Annotated in this window: 20 protein-coding genes; 5 read left to right on the top strand and 15 right to left on the bottom strand. The window is 65.0% G+C overall.

What is annotated here, in order from left to right; genetic code table 11:
• Positions 1–173 precede the first annotated feature (173 nt).
• Together FGU64_RS05375 and FGU64_RS05370 are read left to right on the top strand one after the other, a co-directional pair.
• Entirely contained in the window at positions 174–2735 is a 2562-nt protein-coding gene (locus FGU64_RS05375; RefSeq protein ID WP_139951187.1) for an FAD-dependent oxidoreductase, read from the top strand.
• Positions 2736–2962: 227 nt separating this feature from the next.
• Positions 2963–3799, top strand: a complete 837-nt coding sequence (locus FGU64_RS05370) for a DUF1194 domain-containing protein (protein ID WP_139951186.1) — start codon at positions 2963–2965, stop codon at positions 3797–3799.
• A gap of 5 nt (positions 3800–3804) precedes the next feature.
• On the opposite strand, the gene FGU64_RS05365 is transcribed toward FGU64_RS05370, so the two are convergent.
• The 3 genes from FGU64_RS05365 to FGU64_RS23225 form a co-directional block, all read right to left on the bottom strand.
• Positions 3805–4743, bottom strand: a complete 939-nt coding sequence (locus tag FGU64_RS05365) for a GlxA family transcriptional regulator (RefSeq protein WP_348639794.1) — start codon at positions 4741–4743, stop codon at positions 3805–3807.
• A 345-nt stretch (positions 4744–5088) separates the two neighbouring features.
• Positions 5089–5223, bottom strand: coding sequence for a hypothetical protein (locus tag FGU64_RS23710; RefSeq protein ID WP_136353205.1), 135 nt, complete (start codon positions 5221–5223; stop codon positions 5089–5091).
• A 300-nt stretch (positions 5224–5523) separates the two neighbouring features.
• Positions 5524–5697, bottom strand: a complete 174-nt coding sequence (locus tag FGU64_RS23225; RefSeq protein ID WP_168734420.1) for a hypothetical protein — start codon at positions 5695–5697, stop codon at positions 5524–5526.
• A gap of 166 nt (positions 5698–5863) precedes the next feature.
• On the opposite strand from FGU64_RS23225, the gene FGU64_RS05355 reads away from it, so the two are divergent.
• Positions 5864–6763, top strand: a complete 900-nt coding sequence (locus FGU64_RS05355; RefSeq protein ID WP_136353969.1) for a LysR substrate-binding domain-containing protein — start codon at positions 5864–5866, stop codon at positions 6761–6763.
• 5 nt (positions 6764–6768) lie between these two features.
• Here FGU64_RS05355 and FGU64_RS05350 read toward each other — a convergent pair whose 3' ends face one another.
• The 3 genes from FGU64_RS05350 to FGU64_RS05340 form a co-directional block, all read right to left on the bottom strand.
• Positions 6769–7740 (bottom strand): alpha/beta hydrolase, encoded by a 972-nt coding sequence (locus FGU64_RS05350; RefSeq protein ID WP_139951185.1) that lies wholly within the window; start codon positions 7738–7740, stop codon positions 6769–6771.
• 126 nt (positions 7741–7866) lie between these two features.
• A complete protein-coding gene (locus tag FGU64_RS05345; protein ID WP_139951184.1) occupies positions 7867–8547 on the bottom strand; it encodes a L,D-transpeptidase in 681 nt (226 codons plus the stop codon).
• A gap of 237 nt (positions 8548–8784) precedes the next feature.
• Complete coding sequence (locus FGU64_RS05340) at positions 8785–10839, bottom strand: ASKHA domain-containing protein (protein WP_139951183.1); 2055 nt, start codon at positions 10837–10839, stop codon at positions 8785–8787.
• Positions 10840–11036: 197 nt separating this feature from the next.
• On the opposite strand from FGU64_RS05340, the gene FGU64_RS05335 reads away from it, so the two are divergent.
• Positions 11037–11342 carry a GIY-YIG nuclease family protein gene (locus FGU64_RS05335; RefSeq protein ID WP_136353213.1) on the top strand — a complete coding sequence of 102 codons (306 nt, stop codon included), beginning with the start codon at positions 11037–11039 and terminating at the stop codon, positions 11340–11342.
• Positions 11343–11483: 141 nt separating this feature from the next.
• Here the strand turns inward: FGU64_RS05335 and FGU64_RS05330 are convergent, their stop codons facing one another.
• The 8 genes from FGU64_RS05330 to FGU64_RS05295 all read right to left on the bottom strand — a co-directional run bounded on the left by FGU64_RS05330 (position 11484) and on the right by FGU64_RS05295 (position 17770).
• A complete protein-coding gene (locus FGU64_RS05330) occupies positions 11484–12458 on the bottom strand; it encodes a methyltetrahydrofolate cobalamin methyltransferase (protein WP_139951182.1) in 975 nt (324 codons plus the stop codon).
• A 79-nt stretch (positions 12459–12537) separates the two neighbouring features.
• Positions 12538–13638, bottom strand: coding sequence for a methylenetetrahydrofolate reductase (locus tag FGU64_RS05325; RefSeq protein ID WP_139951181.1), 1101 nt, complete (start codon positions 13636–13638; stop codon positions 12538–12540).
• A complete protein-coding gene (locus FGU64_RS05320; protein WP_139955272.1) occupies positions 13635–14186 on the bottom strand; it encodes a methylenetetrahydrofolate reductase C-terminal domain-containing protein in 552 nt (183 codons plus the stop codon). Before FGU64_RS05320 ends, FGU64_RS05325 begins: the two co-directional genes overlap by 4 nt.
• Before the next feature lie 109 nt (positions 14187–14295).
• Entirely contained in the window at positions 14296–14598 is a 303-nt protein-coding gene (locus FGU64_RS05315) for a virulence factor (protein WP_136353220.1), read from the bottom strand.
• Between the two features lie 131 nt (positions 14599–14729).
• The gene (locus tag FGU64_RS05310) at positions 14730–15512 is read right to left on the bottom strand and encodes a formyl transferase (protein WP_139951180.1); all 783 of its coding nucleotides are present in this window, start codon (positions 15510–15512) and stop codon (positions 14730–14732) included.
• 41 nt (positions 15513–15553) lie between these two features.
• Positions 15554–16486: a fatty acid desaturase gene (locus FGU64_RS05305; RefSeq protein WP_246671246.1), complete on the bottom strand. Its 933-nt coding sequence runs from the start codon at positions 16484–16486 to the stop codon at positions 15554–15556.
• A 3-nt stretch (positions 16487–16489) separates the two neighbouring features.
• A complete protein-coding gene (locus tag FGU64_RS05300; protein ID WP_139951179.1) occupies positions 16490–17080 on the bottom strand; it encodes a DUF4893 domain-containing protein in 591 nt (196 codons plus the stop codon).
• 45 nt (positions 17081–17125) lie between these two features.
• Positions 17126–17770, bottom strand: a complete 645-nt coding sequence (locus FGU64_RS05295; RefSeq protein WP_139951178.1) for a DUF1638 domain-containing protein — start codon at positions 17768–17770, stop codon at positions 17126–17128.
• Between the two features lie 63 nt (positions 17771–17833).
• Between FGU64_RS05295 and FGU64_RS05290 the strand changes: the two genes are divergently transcribed.
• A complete protein-coding gene (locus FGU64_RS05290; RefSeq protein ID WP_136353229.1) occupies positions 17834–17971 on the top strand; it encodes an entericidin A/B family lipoprotein in 138 nt (45 codons plus the stop codon).
• Between the two features lie 59 nt (positions 17972–18030).
• Here FGU64_RS05290 and FGU64_RS05285 read toward each other — a convergent pair whose 3' ends face one another.
• Positions 18031–18729, bottom strand: coding sequence for a B12-binding domain-containing protein (locus tag FGU64_RS05285; protein WP_136353231.1), 699 nt, complete (start codon positions 18727–18729; stop codon positions 18031–18033).
• Positions 18730–18787 lie beyond the last annotated feature (58 nt).

Raw genomic sequence — 18787 nt, 5'->3', positions numbered from 1 at the left:
ACGCGTGACGAAAAGGCCGGGCTGACGCCCGGCCTTGACGTGTCCGGTGCCTGCCGCGGCAGGGCTGGTCGCGCGGCGTTCGGGCGATGTCGCAAACAGGCTGCAATCGCGCCGCACCGCTCTATAGTGTGCCCGAAATTCCACTTCCCGGAATCCCCTTCGGAGTGAGCGCAATGGCAGAGTTTCCGAACAAGGCGAAGGTCGTCATCGTCGGGCTGGGCGGCATCGTCGGTGCCTCGGTCGCGCACCACCTGATCGAGCGCGGCTGGGACGATATCGTCGGTATCGACAAGTCGGGCATCCCGACCGACATCGGCTCGACCGCCCATGCGTCCGACTTCTGCTACATGACCAGCCACGACTTCCTGTCGTGCTGGACCTCGCTCTATTCCATCGATTTCTACGAGAAGATGGGCCACTACGAGCGTATCGGCGGTCTCGAGGTGGCCCGCGTCGGCGACGATGCGCGCATGGACGAGATCAAGCGCAAGGTGGCGTCGGCCAAGGCTTTCGGCACGCGCGCCCGGCTGGTCGGTCCCGCCGAGATCAAGGAAAAGTTCCCGCTGATCGAGGAATCGGTGGTGCAGGGCGGCCTGTGGGACCCCGACGCCGGCCTCGTCATCCCTCGTTCGCAGACGGTCGCCGGCAAGCTGGTCGACCAGGCCGAGAAGGCCGGCAAGCTGAAGGCCTTCGCCAACACGCCGGCCAAGTCGCTCATCATCGAGAACGGCCGCATCAAGGGCGTCGTCACCAGCCGCGGCACTATCCATGCCGACTACGTGGTGGTCTGCGCCGGCCTGTGGGGCCGCCTGATCGCCGAGATGGCCGGCGAAGACCTGCCGGTAATGCCGGTCGACCATCCGCTGACCTTCTTCGGCCCGTACACGGAATTCGCCGGGTCGGCCAAGGAGATCGGCTACCCGCTGATGCGCGACCAGGGCAACTCCGCCTATATGCGCGACACCGGCGATCCGAAGACCTCGGAAGGCGGCATGATCGAGTGGGGCTATTACGAGGAGACCAATCCGCGCCTCGTCCATCCCCGCGACCTGCTGGAAAAGGACCAGGCGCGGCTGTCGCCGTCGCAGCGCGATCTCGACATGGAGCAGATCCTGGAGCCGCTGGAGCGCGCCATCGAGCTGACGCCGATCCTCGGCGAACTCGGCTACGACGAGCGACGCTCCTTCAACGGCCTGCTGCAGGTCTCGGCGGCCGGCGGCGCCTCCATCGGCGAAAGCCAGAAGGTGAGGGGGCTCTGGTACGCCGTCGCCATCTGGGTCAAGGACGGGCCGGGCTACGGCAAGCTGGTGGCCGACTGGATGACGGACGGCCGCACCCATATCGACCACAATTCGATCGATTATTCGCGCTTCTATCCGCACCAGCTCACCGAAGACTTCATCGCCGGCCGCTGCGGCGAGGCGGCGCAGAAGATCTACAATCCGGCCGTGCACCCGCGCGAGCCCTACGCCACCGGCCGCAACGTCAAGCGCTCGCCCTTCTACGAGCGCGAGAAGGAACTGGGCGGCTACTTCATGGAACTGGGTGGCTGGGAGCGCGCGCACGGCTACGCTGCCAACGAGCACCTCCTGGAAAAGTACGGCAACCGCGTGCCGGTGCGCGAGAACGAGTGGGATAATCGCCATTTCTGGCGCGTCTCCAACGCAGAGCATCTCGCCATGAGCGAGGATTGCGGCATCGTCAATCTGTCGCATTTCTATATGTTCGAGGTGTCCGGTCCAGACCACGTGGCGCTGATGGAATGGCTGTGCGCGGCAAAGATCGGCGGCGACAACAACATCGGCAAGGGCATCTACACCCACTTCCTCGATGACGAGGGCATGGTGCGCGCGGACCTGACGGTCATCCGCATGGCCGACCGCTGCCGCGTCGTCGACGGCGCCGATGCCGGCCCTCGCGATTTCCACTATGTGAAGCGGGTGGCCGAGGACAAAGGCTTCGACGTCACCGTCACCGACGTGACGGAGAAATACGTCACCGTCGGCATCTGGGGGCCGAATGCGCGCGCCACCTTGCAGAAGGTGGTGGAGGACCCGGATGGCCTTTCGCTGGAAAACTTCCCCTTCGCCGCGATCAAGACGATCCGCATCGCCGGCAAGGACGTGATGGCCTTCCGCCTCTCCTATGTCGGCGAGCAGGGCTGGGAACTGCACATGCGCTACGAGGACGGGCTGGCGGTATGGGACGCGCTGCGCTCCACCGGCGTCATGGCCTTCGGCGTCGAGACCTATGCGAATTCGCGCCGCATGGAAAAGAGCCTGCGCCTGCAGAACGCCGACCTGTTGACCGAATACAACCTGATCGAAGCGGACCTCGCTCGCCCGAAGGTCAAGGAAGCGGATTTCTGCGGCAAGGCGAAGCATCTGGAGTACAAGGCGCGCGAGCACCAGCCGGCGATGTTGTGCACGCTGGTGATGACCGACAATCGCGATTCCAAGGGTATCGCCCGCTATCCGGTCGGCATCATGCCGGTGATGGACCCGGAAACCGGCGAGACGCTGGTGGACGAACTCGGCCGCCGTTCCTTCACCACCTCGGTCGCCTACGGCCCGACCATCGGCAAGAACATCGCGCTGGCCTACCTGCCGTGGAGCTACTGCGAGGCGGGTCGCAAGCTCCAGGTCGAGTATTTCGGCGACACCTTCCCGGTCGAGGTGGCGGGCGTCGGCTACAAGCCGCTCTACGATCCGGAGAACCTGAAGCCGCGAAGCTGATAGCCGGTGCGTCCTTCGAGGCTCGCTCCGCTCGCACCTCAGGATGAGGCAGGTCGGGTGCCAACGCTATTCCATTGAAGTTCGCACAACCGGCCCTCATCCTGAGGTGCGAGCGGAGCGAGCCTCGAAGGACGCACGACCGATCGAAGCGGGAATGCTTTCCTGATCGTGACCGGGCGGCGGGCGACATGCGTTTCCCCGTGCGATAATTTGGCGTATCCTTGGGCATGTCTCGTCGGCTTCGCCCATGGCGGGTTGCCCTGAGCGGCGTGTGGATCGCCCTCACGGCCTTGCGCGCCAACGCCGCGGAGCCCGTCGACGTGCAGCTTGTGCTGGCGGTCGACGTATCGCTGTCGATGTCGGCGGCGGAACTGGAAATCCAGCGGCACGGCTATGCCGCTGCCTTGACCCACGAGACCGTGCTGCAGGCCATCGCCGACGGCGCCAACGGCAGGATCGCCGTCACCTATGTCGAATGGGCCGGCACCACCATGCAGCGCGTGGTCGTGCCGTGGACGACGATCGCAACTCGTGAGGATGCCGAGCGCGTCGTCGCGCAGATGAGCGCCAGGCCACCCAGCAGCGCGCGGCGCACTTCTATCTCGGCGGCGCTCGCATTCGGCGGCGACCTGTTCGCCGAGAGCGGCTTTCAGAGCGCCAGGCGCGTCATCGATATTTCCGGTGACGGACCGAACAACCAGGGCGCCCCGGTGGCCGGCATCCGCGACGAACTGGTCGGGCAGGGCATCACCATCAACGGCCTGCCGCTGATGACGCGCGGTGGCTTCTCCTCGATCTACGATGTCACCGATCTCGACCGCTACTATGGCGATTGCGTCATCGGCGGACCGGGCGCCTTCATGGTGCCGGTCAACGACTGGACGCAGTTCCCGGAGGCCGTGCGGCGCAAGCTGGTGATGGAACTGGCGGGAGAGCCGCGTCGTGCCGCCGAAGCGGCAAGGGCGCCACCCGTCGTGCTTGCCGCCGCGGAGCCGAGCGTCGACTGCATGGTCGGCGAGAAAATGTGGCGCGACCGCCGCTGGCTATACGACAACGACCGCTGAGCGGTCTACGCCGCCAGCAGATGCTTGCGGTCGACGCGCTCCTGCTGCGGCGAGCGGGCGTAGAGTTCGCGGTAGCATTTTGAGAAGTGCGAGGCCGAGACGAAGCCGCAGGCCACCGCCACTTCCACCACCGGCATGGACGACTGGATGAGCAGGTGGCGGGCGCGGTCCAGCCGGATCTCGAGATAGTAGCGAGCCGGGGAACGGCCCATCTCGGAGCGGAACAGCCGCTCGATCTGCCGGCGCGACAGGTCGACATGGTCGGCGATCTCGATCAGCGACAACGGCTCCGACAGGTTGGCCTCCATCAGTTCGATGATGGTGAGCACCTTGGAATTCTGCACGCCGAGCCGTGCGCGCAAAGGCAGGCGCTGGCGGTCGGTCGGGCTCCTGACGCGGTCGGTCAGCACCTGCTCGCAGACGCGGTTGACGAGGTTCTCGTCGAAATCGTCGCCGATCAGCTTCAGCATCATGTCGAGGGCCGCGGTGCCGCCGGCGCAGGTGTAGATGTTCTGGTCGACTTCGTAGAGGTCGGCGAAGACGTTGGCCTTGGGGAACGCCTCCTGGAAGCCGGGCAGGTTTTCCCAGTGGATGGCGCAGCGCCTGTTGGACAACAGGCCGGCATTGGCCAGGACATGGGCGCCGGTGCACAGGCCGCCGACGGCGACGCCGCGATTGTGCTCCTCGCGCAGCCAGGCGAAGACCGACTTGTTGTGGTATTTCTCGACATTGATGCCGCTGCACACGATGGCCATGGACGGCCGATCCGGCCCGGCCATCTTGCGCCGCTCGTCGTCGAGCGAGGTGTCGACGGCGCATTCGACGCCGCTGGAGGCGCGCACCGGCTTGCCGTCGATGCTGGCCAGCCGCCACTTGTAGGCTTCGTAGCCCAGCATGCGATTGGCCAGCCGCAACGGGTCCAGCGCGGTCGCGAAGGCGACCATGGTGAAATCGGGGATGAGAAAAAAGACAAACGACCGCTTGCTGGAATGCTGGCTGGCGTTCACGGCACCCTCCCGAGGCCCGGATGACGCGATCAGAATGTCGCGATCAGCATAGCGTCATCAGGAAAAACCTTTCCTGTCAATCGGCTAGACGGCTTTGCAAGAATTAAATTTGCGACATGGGTCGCAAACGGGCAATCCATGGGAGGGCAGCGCCAGACGCTGCCCGCTGCGGTTGCATCGCCGGATATCCCGACATGGAAACGCACGAAACCGCCCTGGCGGCGAGGCCGGGGCGGTTGCGGTTCAGGAAGCACACGCCGCTATGGAACGCAACGCGGAAATTCAGGCGACGAAGCCGAGACGGGCGGCCGCGACGGCGCCGGTCTGGCCGGGCATGGTGCGGCCGAGGCGCTGGCGCTCAAGCGCCGTCGTCAGGTTGCCTTCGCGACGGGCGAAGAGGCGGCTGAAGAATTTCATGACGAACTCCATTCGGTTGCTCAGACGGGTCGCCTTCGCGTGATGGAGTGGGGCCGGCTCGTTTGACTGCGATATAGTCTTGTGCAGTGCACGATGAAATCGCAAATGCGAAGCGCTTAGCATGAAAAGCGACATGGCAATGCTGTCGTTTTTCGGCATGGCACTCGAAACCGACTGTATTTACAGTCGCTTAATCATCGGCCGCGAGCGCCATGCGATTTGTTCATATGCGCCATGCAGCGCCGGCATGACTGGCCGGCGACCCTGTCCGACAGCGGGCAGGGTGCGTCGGCCGTCGCGTCAGTGCAGAACTTTCTCGCGCGATGCGGCAGGCGCCTCGCTGGCTTCCGGCCAGCCGATATCCTTCTGCAATTCCTGCGGCAGCGAGAGGATAGCGCGCTCGGTCTGGTAGCGGGTGCGGGCGGCGTTGAACTCGGTCGCGATACGACCGATCGTCGACAGTATCGATGTCATGGCCTTCTCCTTGGCGTTCCGGGCTGGGCGGCGGATCGCGGGCCTTTCATGCCCTGATCGGGATGCCGCTCGTCACCTTCCGACAGGATTGACTATGAGGCCGGATTGATATTCAATCAAACGAAATGGAATGATGTTTTTCATCAGAAAAATTGAAAGCGACACCATGAATGCGCCGCTCAATCATCCCCTGCCGCTGCTCGATCTCGATGTCCTGCGCACTTTCGTGGCGATCGCCGAAACCGGCAGCTTCACCACCGCCGCCACGGCCGTCTATCGCACGCCGTCGGCGGTCTCCATGCAGATCAAGAAGCTGGAGGACATCCTCGGACGTTCCGTCTTCGCGCGCGACGCGCGCTCGGTATCGCTGACGACGGACGGCGAGATGTTGCTCGGCTATGCGCGGCGGCTGCTCGCGATCAACCGCGAGGCGGTGTCGAAGTTCATCGTGCCCGACATCGTCGGCGTGGTGCGGCTCGGTGCGCCGGACGATTACGGCGAGCGGGTGCTCCCGCATGTGCTCAAGCGTTTCGCGCAGTCGCATCCCTCCATCGCCGTCGACGTCACCATCGACCAGTCGATCAACCTGCGCCGGCGCATGGACGACCGGGCGCTGGACCTCACGCTGCTCACCAACTCCTACAAGGCCAGCGCCATCGGCGCGGAGGTGCTTTTGACCGAACCGATCGTGTGGGCGGCCGCCAAGGGCGGTTGCGCGCATCTGCGCGACCCGCTGCCGGTGTCGGTGTGGGAGGAAGGCTGCGTGTGGCGGGCAGGGGCGCTGGAAGCGCTCGGCCGGCAGGGCATCAACTACCGCGTCGCCTATATGAGCGCCCACACCGCCGGCCAGCGCGCCGCGATCATGGCCGACCTTGCCGTGGCGCCGCTGCCGGGCTCGTTCCTCGGCAGCGACATGGTGGCCCTAGGCCCGGCCGACGGCATGCCGGAGATCGGCAACTACAGCCTCGCCATGGTGGTGACGCCGGACGCCAGCGCGCCAGTCAAGGCCGTGGCCGACCATATCCGCGCGACGTTCGAGGTGTTCCGCAACACCGGCAAGTTCTGAGAGGCCTATTCGGCGGCATCCCGGACCGGACTGGAAGCATCGGAACTCCCGGCCGTTTCCTGCTCGTGTCGCGGGGCCGTCCTTGCCGCATCGGCGGTGAGGAAGTCCACCATGCGGTCGCGGGCCAGCCGCGCTTCCGGCATGCGGATCAGCGGCCAGACATGGAACATGCCTTCGCCATAGACGACCTCGACGTCCACACCTGAAGCGCGGGCCTTTTCCGCGAAGATCAGGTTGTCGGGCGAGAGCAGGTCGCGCGATCCGGTGAAAAGAAGCGTGCGCGGCAGCACCGAAAGGTCGCCGTAGAGCGGGCTGATGCGCCAGTCGGCGCGGTCCATGCCGGCGCCATAGAGGCGGATCGCCTCCAGCCCGCCGGGAATGTCCAGCCACGGGTCGTGCTCGGCCAGTTCGAAAATGGCCGGGTTGGCCAGAGACATGTCGAGACCGGGCGAGATCAGCACGTGGCTGGCCGGTGCGGGCAGGCCTTCGCGCGCCGCCATCATCGTCAGCACGACCGCCATGTTGCCGCCGGCGGAATCGCCCATGAAGACGATGTCGGCGGCCTCGTTCTCATCCAGCATGCGGCGATAGACGGCGCCGACCATGCCGAACATGGCGTGGAAGTCGTGCTCGGGTGCGATCGGATAGATGGGGACGGCGACACCGTAGCCTGTGCGCTCGGCCAACTCGGCAATCAGCGCCCAATGATAGGACGTGATTTCAAAGACATAGGCGCCGCCGTGCATGTAGAGAATCCGCTTCACGGCGCCGGCGCGGGGCGCGATCTCGTAGACGGGGTAGCCTTCGACGTCCGTCGTGCGGATATCGAGGCGCTGCGTCATCCAGGCCGGGGGCAGGTGGCTCTGCCTCTTGCGGGCGTGGGCGATCCAGCGCTGCATGTTTTCCGGCGAGGCAAAAGCCTTCTTGCGACTATGGCGCAGGATGAAGGCGACGGCGTGGCTGGTCAGGCTTGGCATGGGCAGGCACTCGTCCGGCGCGTCACGCCGGCTCTATGAACGCCTCCCTTCTCCATCAAAATTGGTTTTGAAGGCGCGATCTGTCAAGGATCGGCACGCTACGCCATGTTGCGTATGCGTGTCGCCTCAGGCCGCCAAGGGCGTATCCTGCTGCAGGACGATGACGCGGGAGCCGGGGCGCACGCGCCGGTAGAGATCCATGACGTCCTGGTTCAGCATGCGGATGCAGCCCGAGGAAATCGAGCGGCCGATGGACCAGTCCTCATTGGTGCCGTGGATGCGATAGAGCGTGTCGGCGCCGTTCTTGAACAGGTAGAGCGCGCGGGCGCCGAGCGGGTTGGTCGGGCCGGGCTCCATGCCTTGCGCCAGCGGTCCGTAGCGTTCCGGCTCGCGCGCGATCATGTCCTGCGTCGGCGTCCAGCGCGGCCATTCGCGCTTGTACTGGATGACGCCGGTGCCTTCGAACTCCAGTCCGGCCTTGCCGACGCCGACGCCATAGCGCATGGCGCGGCCTTCGCCCAGAAGCAGGTAGAGGAAGCGGTTCGGCGTATCGACGACGACGCTGCCGGGCGTCTCCGGGCCGTTGTAGGCGACTTCCTGCCGGTAATATTTCGGATCGATCTTGGTCAGATCAGGTGCGGGAATCGGAAACGGCTCGTCGTCGATGGCCGCGTACATGTCGCGATAGTATTGCGGGATTTCCCGCTTGGCTTTCGGAGCGGTTGCGGACCGGCCGGCGGACACACAACCGCCGAGAAGCAGGGGAACCGCAATGACAAAGCCGCGGCGCGTAAGGGAGGTGGGCATGGACTTCGCTTTTGTTGATGTCTTTTGGTGAGGCTCGTCGCAGAAAAAGCCTTAGACTTCCACTATGGCACGATCACGGTGCGGCCGGAGCTGTTCACGCTTGTGTGAGGTGGCGATGCGCTGCCGGCGTATCGGAGCAGCGTGCGTTCCGGCGAACGCGATCCCGTTGCTCCGATCCGGTTTCGCTGGCCGCACCGGGCGCGATGCCGGGCGATTCCGACTGGCTGCAAAGATGCCCTAGCCGCGCCGCCGGCCCTCGCGACCACGCCGCCGCGATCCGCCGTCCCCGTCCGCGCCGGCTTCCATGACCTTGCGCGGCGGCAGCTTCACCTGCTCGGACAGCTTGGGGAAGGCGTCCACCTTGTTGGGCAGCGCCATGGCGTTGATGAACAGCCGCTGGAAGTCCGGCTCCAGCGCCGTCTCGATCTTCTCGATCTTTGAAACCTCGTGCTCGATCTCGCGGCGGTGGTCGCGGTTGAGCAGCGCCATCAGCGCGCCGGTGCCGGAGGCGTTGCCGACCGCCTTGACTTCCGCGAGGTCGCAGTCGGGAATGAGGCCGAGCACCATGGCGTATTTCGGGTCGATGAAGGAGCCGAAGGCGCCGGCGAAGCGGATGGTGTCCACCTGTTCGATGCCCTGCTTTTCCATCAACAGCTTGGTGCCGGCATAAAGGGCCGCCTTGGCGAGCTGGATGGCGCGGATGTCGTTCTGGGTGACGGTGATGCGCGGCTGGCCGTCGCGCAGCAGGTAGGAGAAGGTGCGGCCGTTCTCGATGATGCGCGGCGTGCGCGCGGCAAGCGCGCCGTCGATGACGCCGTCCTCGGAGATCAGGCCGGACAGGTACATCTCCGCCACCACCTCGATGATGGCCGAGCCGCAGATGCCGGTGACGCCGGTCGCCTTGGCGGCTTCCTCGAAGCCTTCCTCGTCGGACCATTTGTCGACGCCGATGACCCGGTATTTCGGCTCGAAGGTTTCGGGATCGATGCGCACGCGCTCGATGGCGCCGGGCGCGGCGCGCTGGCCGGATGAGATTTCCGCACCCTCGAAGGCGGGGCCGGTGGGCGAGGAAGCGGCGACGACGTGCTTGTCGTTGCCCAGCACGATTTCGGCATTGGTGCCGACATCGACCAGAAGCATCATGCGGTTCTGCCGGTAAGGGCCTTCCGACAGCGTGGCGCCGGCGGCATCGGCGCCGACATGGCCGGCGATGCAGGGGAGCGTATAGAGCCGCGCGCCGCGGCTCACCTCGATGCCGATCTCGTGCGCCCAGAATTGCAGCGCGCCGGAGACGGCAAGCGCGAACGGCGCCTGGCCGAGCTCGGTCGGGTCGATGCCGAGGAACAGGTGGTGCATGATCGGGTTGGCGACGAACACGCAATCGAAGATGTCATGCCGGTCGACGCCGCTCTCGGCGCACACCTTGCCGATGAGGTCGTTGACGGCCTGGCGTACCGCAGCGGTCATCGCCCCCTGGCCATCCGGGTTCATCATGACGTAGGAGACGCGACTCATGACGTCTTCGCCGAAGCGGATCTGCGGGTTCGGCGCGCCGGCCGATGCCACGATGCGGCCCGACAGCAGCGAGACCAGGTGCATGGCGATGGTGGTCGAGCCGATGTCGCAGGCAATGCCGTAGGCCTCGTTCTTCAGGCCGGGATAGAGCGCGATGATGAAGGGGCGCGAGGATTCCATGTCGCGATGGATCGCGGCGGTGACGGCCCAGTTCTCCTTGCGCAGGATCTTCTGGACTTCCGGGATGAGGTGCGGGGCGACCAGAAGGTCCTTCCAGCCCCAGTCCTTGGCGAGCACGGCCTTCAGGCGGTCCAGATCGCCGAGCGGCTTGTGCATGTCGGGCTCGTCGACCTCGACGTAGCACATCTGCACGGCGGCATTGCGCTCGATCACGCGGTCGGTGGCGGCCTTGCGGATGGTCTGGGCGTTGATGACGGTGTCCTGCGGCACGTCGACGACGAGGTCGCCCTGGACGGTGGCCGAGCAGGACAGGCGCCGGCCCTCGGGCAGGCCGCGCACCCGCTCGTAGCGTTCCTCCTTCGGCCCCTTGGGCGAGATGTGATCGAGCGAGGAGACGATCTTGTGCTTGGCGAAATTGCCTTCCTGCACCTCGATCTGGCAGCGCCCGCAGGTGGCGCGGCCGCCGCACACCGATTCCACATAGACGCCGAGCGAGCGCGCCGCATCGAGAACCAGCGTGCCGACGGGGAAGCGCCCACGCTTACCGGACGGCATGAACAGGACGAGAGGATCGGTGGAGTTTACGGGAGCGTTCATTGTACTGGTGCGTCCTTCGAGGCTCGCTGCGCTCGCACCTCAGGATGAGGGAGGTGGGTGCGGCTTCTCCGTTGCCAAGTTCTGAGAGGCAGGGGAACTGTGATATGTTGATGATGACGCTTCAAGGCTTGGGATGAAGGGTGTGAACGCCCCTCATCCTGAGGTGCGAGCGCAGCGAGCCTCGAAGGACGCATTGAATGCAATTCGAGATGACGGTCTATATGCTCAGATGCGCCGATGGTTCCTACTATGTAGGCTCGACCAAGCAAGAGGTCGAGGCAAGGCTCTGGGAGCATAACAACCTTCCCATCGACAGCTACACGGCGCGCCGTCGGCCGGTGGAACTTGTCTTCGCCGAAGGTTACGACCGCATCACCGATGCCATCGCGCGAGAGCGACAAATCAAAGGTTGGTCTCGGCGTAAGAAAGAAGCGTTGGTCGCGCTTGCCTATGAGAGTCTGCCGGCGCTGTCGCGGCGAGGTCATCTTGTTGATAGAGAGTAAGTGCGTCCTTCGAGGCTCGCTTCGCTCGCACCTCAGGATGAGGGAGGTGGTTTGCCCGGTTTTGCTTGCGCAGGTTCGGCACAAACGGTCCTCATCCTGAGGTGCGAGCGAAGCGAGCCTCGAAGGACGCACGACCATTCCTCATCCCCTCGCCATCCTCGCCTCACGGCCACCGCGACGTCTTCCGCCGGCAGCCGCAGCGCCTTCCGCGCTGGGCGTGGTGACCGCCACCGGCGGCGGGGCGGCGTGCTCGCCCGGCTTGAAGTCCTTGTAGGTCTTGATCCAGGTCATGCAGTCCTTGTCGGTGCCGGCCAGAACGTTGGCGGCGCGTACGGCCTCCATCTCCTGCGGGCGGACTGGGTTCATGATGGCCGAGGTCATACCGGCGCCGATCACCATCGGGATGAAGCCGGCGTTGATGCCGTGCCGGTGCGGCAGGCCGAAGGAGATGTTGGAGAGGCCGCAGGTGGTGTTGACCTTGAGTTCCTCGCGGAGCCGCCGCAGCAGCGCGAAGACCTGACGGCCGGCATCGCCCAGCGCGCCGATCGGCATGACCAGCGGGTCGACCACCACGTCGTGCGCCGGGATGCCGAAATCGGCGCAGCGCTCGACGATCTTCTTGGCGACGGCGAAACGCACATCCGGGTCCATCGAGATGCCGGTCTCGTCGTTGGAGATGGCGACCACCGGCACGTTGTATTTCTTCACCAGCGGCAGGATCGCTTCCAGCTTCTCCTCCTCGCCGGTGACGGAATTGACCAGCGGGCGGCCCTTGGCGACCTTCAGCGCCGCCTCGATGGCGCCGGAAACGGACGAGTCGATGGACAGCGGCAGGTCGACCAGGTTCTGAACGATCTCAAGCGTCTGGACCAGCAGGCCCGGTTCCGTTTCGTTCGGGTTGACGGAGGTGACGCCGGCATTGACGTCGAGCATGGTGGCGCCGCAGGCGGCCTGCTCCAGCGCGTCCTTCTTCACCGTCTCGAAATTGCCCTCGATCATCTCGGCGGCCAGCTTCTTGCGGCCGGTCGGGTTGATGCGCTCGCCGATCACGCAGAACGGCTGGTCGAAACCGATGACGATTTCGCGGGTCGCGGATGCGACGATGGTGCGGGTCATGATTATCTCCGTCGTGATATAAAGATTTCTTTATATCGTTATCTGATTGCGTTCAAGCACAGGTTCGGGATGGCGCCGGTCAATGCGCGGACTTGACCATGTCCACCTGCGTTTCGGTTATGTCGTCGTGAAGCAGGCGGCCGAGGCGTTCGGCGACCAGCGCGTCGTCTGCGCGCACTTCGCGTATCCACGGCCGGCGGCCCTTCAGCACGCCCGATTCGTCAACGATCTCGGCGACGTATTCCTCCTGTCGGTAGGCCATCACATGGACGCCCGACACGCCGGGGATTTCCTTCACCTCGTTGATGATGTCGATGCAGAGTTGCTTGCCTTCCTTCTTCTGGTCCTGCGCACCCTCCAGCCGCTTGATGACGGCATCGGGGATGTGGATGCCCGGCACGTTGGAGCGGATCCATTTCGCCGTCTTGGCCGAGGCGAGGGGACCGACGCCGCACAGGATGAAGAGCTTTTCGGTATAGCCGAGGTCGCGCACGCGCTGCATGTAGGTGCGGAACATCGGCACGTCGAAGCAGTACTGGCTCTGCACGAACTGCGCGCCGGCGGCGATCTTCTTGCCGAGTCGGTGCGGGCGGAAATCGTAGGGCGGCGCGAACGGGTTGATGGCGGCGCCGAGGAACACTTGCGGTGGCGTCGTCAGCTTGCGGCCCGACAGGAACTTGCCGTTGTCGCGCATGACGCGCACGGTCTCCAGCAGCGACATGCAGTCGAGATCGAACACCGGCTTGGCGCCGGGCTGGTCGCCGGCCTGCACGCCGTCGCCGGTCAGGCACAGCATGTTGGCGACGCCCATGGCGGCGCCGCCCAGCACGTCGCCCTGGATGGCGATGCGGTTCTTGTCGCGGCAGGCGATCTGCATGATCGGCGCGTAGCCCATGCGCGTCAGCAGCGCGCAGATGCCGACCGACGACATATGGCAGTTGGCGCCGGAGGCGTCGACGGCGTTGATGGCGTCCACCCAGCCGTCGAAGATCTTCGCGCGGTTGTAGACGTCTTCGGGGTCGGCGCTGTCGGGCGGGTTCAGTTCGGTGGTGACGGCGAATTCGCCGCGGCGCAGCACGCGCTCCAGTCGGCCGCGCGAGGTATGGCCGGGCAGGGGTTCCAGCGGCAGGTGGATGCCGGCCGGGTTCTCGTCGCGCTGCGGAGGGCGGGCGGAAGTCATGCTGCGTTTCCGGATTTGGCGGCTTCCCGCGCGGCGGCTGCCTGCGCGGTCACGCGCAGCCAGGCGGACGTTTCGCGCAGCGACTGGTCGACCGGCTTCTGCACGTTGAGGATGGCGTCGCCCTTGACCATTTGCCTGGAGCCTTCCCACGCCTTCACCCAGACGCAGGGCATGTCGGGTTCCACCTCGCAATGGCCGTTGGCGCGCACGCCGCCGCAAGGACCGTTGCGCAATTGCTTGGGGCAGTTCATCGGGCATGACATGCCGGTGGAGGACAGGATGCACTGGCCGCACATGCGGCAGTCGAACATGAAGCCCTTGACGCGCTTCTCGACGAATTTCACCGGGGCCTCGACGCGGCCGTAGCCGATGCCCTTCCACAAGGGATGCAGCATCAGGAAGGTGTCGGCGAAGCGGGCGTAGAACCATTCCAGCAGCCGCGAATGGCGGATCGACCACAGCCTGACGGCGAAGGAGCGCTGCACGCGCCGCTGCGGCGACACGTCGGCCGGCTTGTAGTCGCTCTTCGGCGCGGTCTTCTTGACCATGGTGGCCTGCGTCACGCCGCCCGCCGCTGCGGGCGGTATAGCCTCGCCCGCAGCGCTCGCCGGACCGGCCGCGGTTGTCGATTCCAGCGGGGTCGTCTTCGGCTGGGTGCTATCCATTTTCCTTGCCGCCTGATTTGGCGAGAGCGACCAGCCGCTCCCGCGGATATGCCGCTTCGAGGTCGTTCACGGCCTTGTCGGCCTCGGCTTCGAGGTCGTCGCCGACAGGCACCGGATCGGCGCGCCGCCATTCGGCGAGGTAGGCGTCCGTCGCGGCCGCCCCTGACTTCATCGCAGCCATGTCGATGGCCTCGGTGAAGCGCAGCGACAGTTCGCGCTTGGCGTTCAGCCGCCCGCGCTTGACGGTGACCTGAGCGGGAATGTCGCGCCAGTAGACGACGATCAGATCGGCCATGATTGGTAACTCCTCTTGGTTCTGAGCATTGCCGCAAGCGTATTTGGCCCGCTTCTCATGGGACGACGCATGGGCCTTCAAAAGCGACGCAGGCAGGCGTCGCAAACGGGCGGATTTGCGGCGAGGGAATATTACCAGACGCGTTTCGTCAAACCGGTCCACAGATAGAACCAGATCGTCGGGTGATACCATTGCCGCGACGGCAGATCGGTCTTCAGGATATCGATGCGTCCCGAGGCCGCGGCCTCGATGGCCTCGGCGCAGGCGTCGGCCGAAAAGGAGGCCATCGTCATGGCGTAGCTGGGGATGGAGTCGCCGGGCTTCGGCTTCGACCGGACCTGCCGGACGATGCCGCCGGTATCGACCCCAGTATCGACCAGATGCACGGTTGCGCCGAAGTTTTCGGCATCGCCGGTCGCCAAAGCCCAGTAGCCGCCGTTCATGCCGCGATATTTCGGCGTGATGCCGGCGTGGAAGTTGAGGACCGGACAGGCGATGCGTTCCAGCGTGGTGCGCGATACGAGGCGGCAGCCGTTGAGAAGCACCACCTCGGCGCCCATGGCCGCGATGGCGTCGGTGCATTCGGGCGAATCGGCCGATGCGACATGCACGATGCGCTGGTCCGGCGCCGGCTCGGTGCGTAAGCCACATTCCTCGATCGTCTTTTGCCGGCGGCGGCTGGAAAGGGGGCGGAAAAGCCGCGTGAGCACCATGGTGCCCAGCTGTCCGGCAACCGCGATTCCGCCGAAGCGGCGGGCGCGGGCGCGCAGCAGAGCACCCTTGGATTCGGGCGCCTCCAGAATGACGGTCACCGGCCCGATGCGGTCGCTCAGCGCATTGACGAGGGCCCAGACATGGGTTCCCCCCGCCGTGACGACGGCAACGCGGTGGCCGGCCGTTTTCGCTTCGCTCATTTCTTCCCCCGTGGCCCGCGCGGAGTATCGAGCGCCAAGGGTTAAGATTTCGCGGCGTCGCCGGCTGCGTCCGATTGGCCCAGATCGCGGACGAGCTTGCCGTGGAAGCGAATATAGCCGCGTTCGGTCGTCCTCAGATGCTCCGCCACGACCTTGTGGAAGCGGGGCAATTGGTGGAACGGCACCGCCGGGTAGGAATGATGCTCGGCATGGTAGGGCATGTTCCAAGCCACGAAGCGCACCAGCGAGGTCGTAAAGGTGGTGCGCGTGTTCTCCAGCATGTTGGCGACGTGCGGGCAGCGCGTGTGTTCGGCAAGCAGGTAAGCGCGCAGGAAAGGCTGGCCGAGCAGCGCCGGCACGATCCATATCCAGACCAGGAGCGGCGTGCCGAGGAGGAGGGATAGGGCGACCGCAAGCGCATAGCCGGCCAGATACCGGCGGGCTTCGGCCGCCACCTTGGGGCGTCCTTTTTCCGGAACATAGACATCATGGTTTCTGCCGGTCGCGTTGACGACGATCGTCCTGACCATGCCGCTCCAGTAAGCCCAGCCGGAAAGGTAGAGGAGATATTGCGCCAGCGTCTCGGGCTTCGGGCTCATCAGCTCCGGATCGTTTTCGGGATCGTGCGTGTAGCGATGATGGGCGAAGTGGAAATAGCGGAACCATGTCGGCGGCAACAGGATCAGGAACCCGGAGACATTGGCCAGAACGGTGTTCAGCCGATCGGTACGGAACGCCGTGCCGTGAATGGTCTCATGGACCAGCGTGAACAGGAAGACGATCAGGATGCCTTGCGGCACCATCAGCAGCGGCCAGAACTGGACCCTGACGGCGATCAGAATTGCCAGGGCCGCCATCAGGGAGACATACACCGCCAGTCGCACGAGGCCGGGGGCGTCGCTTTTCTCGGTCAGGCCCCTCCTGGTATCGGGCGGCAGCCCCGCTATGACGGCGCGATGGTCGATCTCGCTCATGGCTCAGCGCTTGAATTCGAGGATATCGAGGTTCGATTCGTAGTAGGGCGCGGGCAGTTCGAGGCGCCAGGCATTCGGCCCGGTGCGGAAGGCATAGCCGACCTGGTCCGACTTCGGCCCGCTGCCATAGGGCAGGACCGGATCGCCTTCGACGAAGAAGCTGCCGAGATAGATCGCGCGCTTGGCGTTGTCGTCGTAGAAACGGCCCTTGGTGCGTTGCGAGCCGGTCAGTTTCTCCAGCACCCAGCCGGACCCGTCATCGCTGACCTTGCACTTGAACCAGCCGTAGATGACCAGCACGCCGAAATCGCCGCCGGCCTTGATGGTGCGGCATTTCCAGTTGCCGGTGAGGTCCTTGTCGGAGAAGGCGACCAGCGGCCGCGCGAGGACGGCGTTGAACTCCTTCACCTCGACGGGTTCGCCCTTCTGCGCCGCGGCGATGGCCGTCTCGCGGGTTTCGCCGTACTTTTCCAATCTGGCCTTATCGGACGACGTCATCAGCTTTTGCACGACGCCGTCGGCGAGGGCCGGGGCCGCCAGTGATACGGCCAGCGACCCGATAAGAGCGGCGAGGACGGTGATGCGCGGTTTCATGGATTTCCCCGTCGAAAACGCACGGCCCAGTGCCGTGCGTGCCGATTAGGCCACGGAGCCGGCGGCGCGCGCAAGCCCGCCGACGAGGTCGCCATAGCCGGTCGGGCGGCGCTCATAGACGAGGCCGAGCAGCTTCGCCGCGTCCTCGGCCACCTTGTCGAGTTCGGGATCGTCGGTCTGGGCGAGATAGATCAGCTTCTCGTAGTTGCCGAAATAGTCGGCGATCAGTTCGGGATGCTTGTCGAGGCCGAGCGGCTTCATGAAGAAGGCGTCGAACTGCCGGCACAGGAAATCTGTCATGTAGAACGACATCATGTCGTCGTCCGCTACCTTCCGGTAGGCTTCCATGCCCTGGTAGAAGGCGAAGCAATGCGGGCCGGCCATGCGTTCGACGCCGTGCTTCTCGATGACGGTGTCGAGCATTCCCCCCGTGCCGCAATCGGCGTAGCCGACGAAGATGTCGCGATAACCCCTGGCCTTGGCTTCGGAAATCGCCTTGTCCATGGCCGGCGCGATGCGGTCGGGATAGAAATGGAACTCGGCCGGCAGGCAGGTCAGGTCGAGATGATCGAGGCCGAGCTCTTCCTTCACCGCCAGAATCTCGCGCGCGAGCATGCCGCAGGCGATGACCAGCAGCCGGTCGGCGGGCTTGTCCGCCGGTGTGTTCGTCGCTTTTTGCACCTTGGTCATGGAACCAGTCCGGCCGTTCCTCGTTTCGGCGGTGCGATCTTATCGTGAGAGGGAACAGTGTCCATGAAACTCATCCGCATCGCCCCGCTTGCCGTCATCGCCGCAGCGCTCATGCTGGCCGGCTGTGCCAACACCGTCCGCGGCGTCGGCAAGGACGTCAAGAACACGGCGAACGCCGTCGAGGATACGGTCAACAACTGACGGCGGCCAATTCAGCCAGACGAACAGCCGATCCGGTGCGCGCCTGAGGTCCGCAGGCCTCAGGCGGTGGCGCGCAGGTTGTGCTTGCGCTTCATGAAGTCCTTGGCCGTCTCGACCGCTACGGCGGCGTCGCGGCAATAGGCGTCGGCACCGACCGCCTTGCCGAATTCCTCGTTGAGCGGCGCACCGCCGACCAGCACGACATAGTCGTCGCGGATGCCCTTTTCCTTCATCGTGTCGATGACGACCTTCATGTAGGGCATGGTGGTGGTGAGCAGTGCCGACATGCCGACGATGTCCGGCTGGTGCTCCTCGATCGCTGCCAGGTATTTTTCCACGGCGTTGTTGATGCCGAGGTCGATGACGTCGAAGCCGGCGCCCTCCATCATCATGCCGACAAGGTTCTTGCCGATGTCGTGGATGTCGCCCTTGACCGTGCCGATGATCATCTTGCCCTGCTTGGGTGCGCCGGTGGCGGCCAGCAGCGGGCGCAGGATGGCCATACCCGCCTTCATCGCGTTGGCGGACAGAAGCACTTCGGGAACGAACAGGATGCCGTCGCGAAAATCCTCGCCGACGATGCGCATGCCCTCGACCAGCGCCTCGGTCAGCACCTTGTAGGGCGCCCAGCCGCGCTCGAGAAGGATGTTGGTGCCTTCCTCGATCTCTTCCTTCAGCCCGTCATAGAGGTCGTCGTGCATCTGCTGCACGAGTTCGTCGTCGGCAAGCTCGGACAGGATGATCTCGTCGTCGGACATGAACCCAGCTCCTTGGCGCTTCAGGGCAGTGCGAATGCGCCTCAATACCTATCGCGAG

Origin of the sequence: Mesorhizobium sp. 8 (genome assembly GCF_006351905.1) — a bacterium.
In the GTDB taxonomy this organism is placed as follows: Bacteria; Pseudomonadota; Alphaproteobacteria; order Rhizobiales; family Rhizobiaceae; genus Mesorhizobium; species Mesorhizobium composti.
This window is presented reverse-complemented; position numbering and strand designations above follow the sequence as displayed.

Excerpts from the sequence above, each read along its gene's own strand:
- FGU64_RS05325 (WP_139951181.1), bottom strand. The coding sequence starts at position 13,638 with ATGACTTCCGCCCGCCCTCCGCAGCGCGACGAGAACCCGGCCGGCATC.
- FGU64_RS05375 (WP_139951187.1), top strand. The coding sequence starts at position 174 with ATGGCAGAGTTTCCGAACAAGGCGAAGGTCGTCATCGTCGGGCTGGGC.
- FGU64_RS05335 (WP_136353213.1), top strand. The coding sequence starts at position 11,037 with ATGCAATTCGAGATGACGGTCTATATGCTCAGATGCGCCGATGGTTCC.
- FGU64_RS05355 (WP_136353969.1), top strand. The coding sequence starts at position 5,864 with ATGAATGCGCCGCTCAATCATCCCCTGCCGCTGCTCGATCTCGATGTC.
- FGU64_RS05300 (WP_139951179.1), bottom strand. The coding sequence starts at position 17,080 with ATGAAACCGCGCATCACCGTCCTCGCCGCTCTTATCGGGTCGCTGGCC.
- FGU64_RS05310 (WP_139951180.1), bottom strand. The coding sequence starts at position 15,512 with ATGAGCGAAGCGAAAACGGCCGGCCACCGCGTTGCCGTCGTCACGGCG.
- FGU64_RS05305 (WP_246671246.1), bottom strand. The coding sequence starts at position 16,486 with ATGAGCGAGATCGACCATCGCGCCGTCATAGCGGGGCTGCCGCCCGAT.
- FGU64_RS05365 (WP_348639794.1), bottom strand. The coding sequence starts at position 4,743 with ATGGTCGCCTTCGCGACCGCGCTGGACCCGTTGCGGCTGGCCAATCGC.
- FGU64_RS05340 (WP_139951183.1), bottom strand. The coding sequence starts at position 10,839 with ATGAACGCTCCCGTAAACTCCACCGATCCTCTCGTCCTGTTCATGCCG.
- FGU64_RS23225 (WP_168734420.1), bottom strand. The coding sequence starts at position 5,697 with ATGACATCGATACTGTCGACGATCGGTCGTATCGCGACCGAGTTCAAC.
- FGU64_RS05330 (WP_139951182.1), bottom strand. The coding sequence starts at position 12,458 with ATGACCCGCACCATCGTCGCATCCGCGACCCGCGAAATCGTCATCGGT.
- FGU64_RS23710 (WP_136353205.1), bottom strand. The coding sequence starts at position 5,223 with ATGAAATTCTTCAGCCGCCTCTTCGCCCGTCGCGAAGGCAACCTGACG.
- FGU64_RS05370 (WP_139951186.1), top strand. The coding sequence starts at position 2,963 with ATGTCTCGTCGGCTTCGCCCATGGCGGGTTGCCCTGAGCGGCGTGTGG.
- FGU64_RS05345 (WP_139951184.1), bottom strand. The coding sequence starts at position 8,547 with ATGCCCACCTCCCTTACGCGCCGCGGCTTTGTCATTGCGGTTCCCCTG.
- FGU64_RS05350 (WP_139951185.1), bottom strand. The coding sequence starts at position 7,740 with ATGCCAAGCCTGACCAGCCACGCCGTCGCCTTCATCCTGCGCCATAGT.
- FGU64_RS05290 (WP_136353229.1), top strand. The coding sequence starts at position 17,834 with ATGAAACTCATCCGCATCGCCCCGCTTGCCGTCATCGCCGCAGCGCTC.
- FGU64_RS05285 (WP_136353231.1), bottom strand. The coding sequence starts at position 18,729 with ATGTCCGACGACGAGATCATCCTGTCCGAGCTTGCCGACGACGAACTC.
- FGU64_RS05315 (WP_136353220.1), bottom strand. The coding sequence starts at position 14,598 with ATGGCCGATCTGATCGTCGTCTACTGGCGCGACATTCCCGCTCAGGTC.
- FGU64_RS05295 (WP_139951178.1), bottom strand. The coding sequence starts at position 17,770 with ATGACCAAGGTGCAAAAAGCGACGAACACACCGGCGGACAAGCCCGCC.
- FGU64_RS05320 (WP_139955272.1), bottom strand. The coding sequence starts at position 14,186 with ATGGTCAAGAAGACCGCGCCGAAGAGCGACTACAAGCCGGCCGACGTG.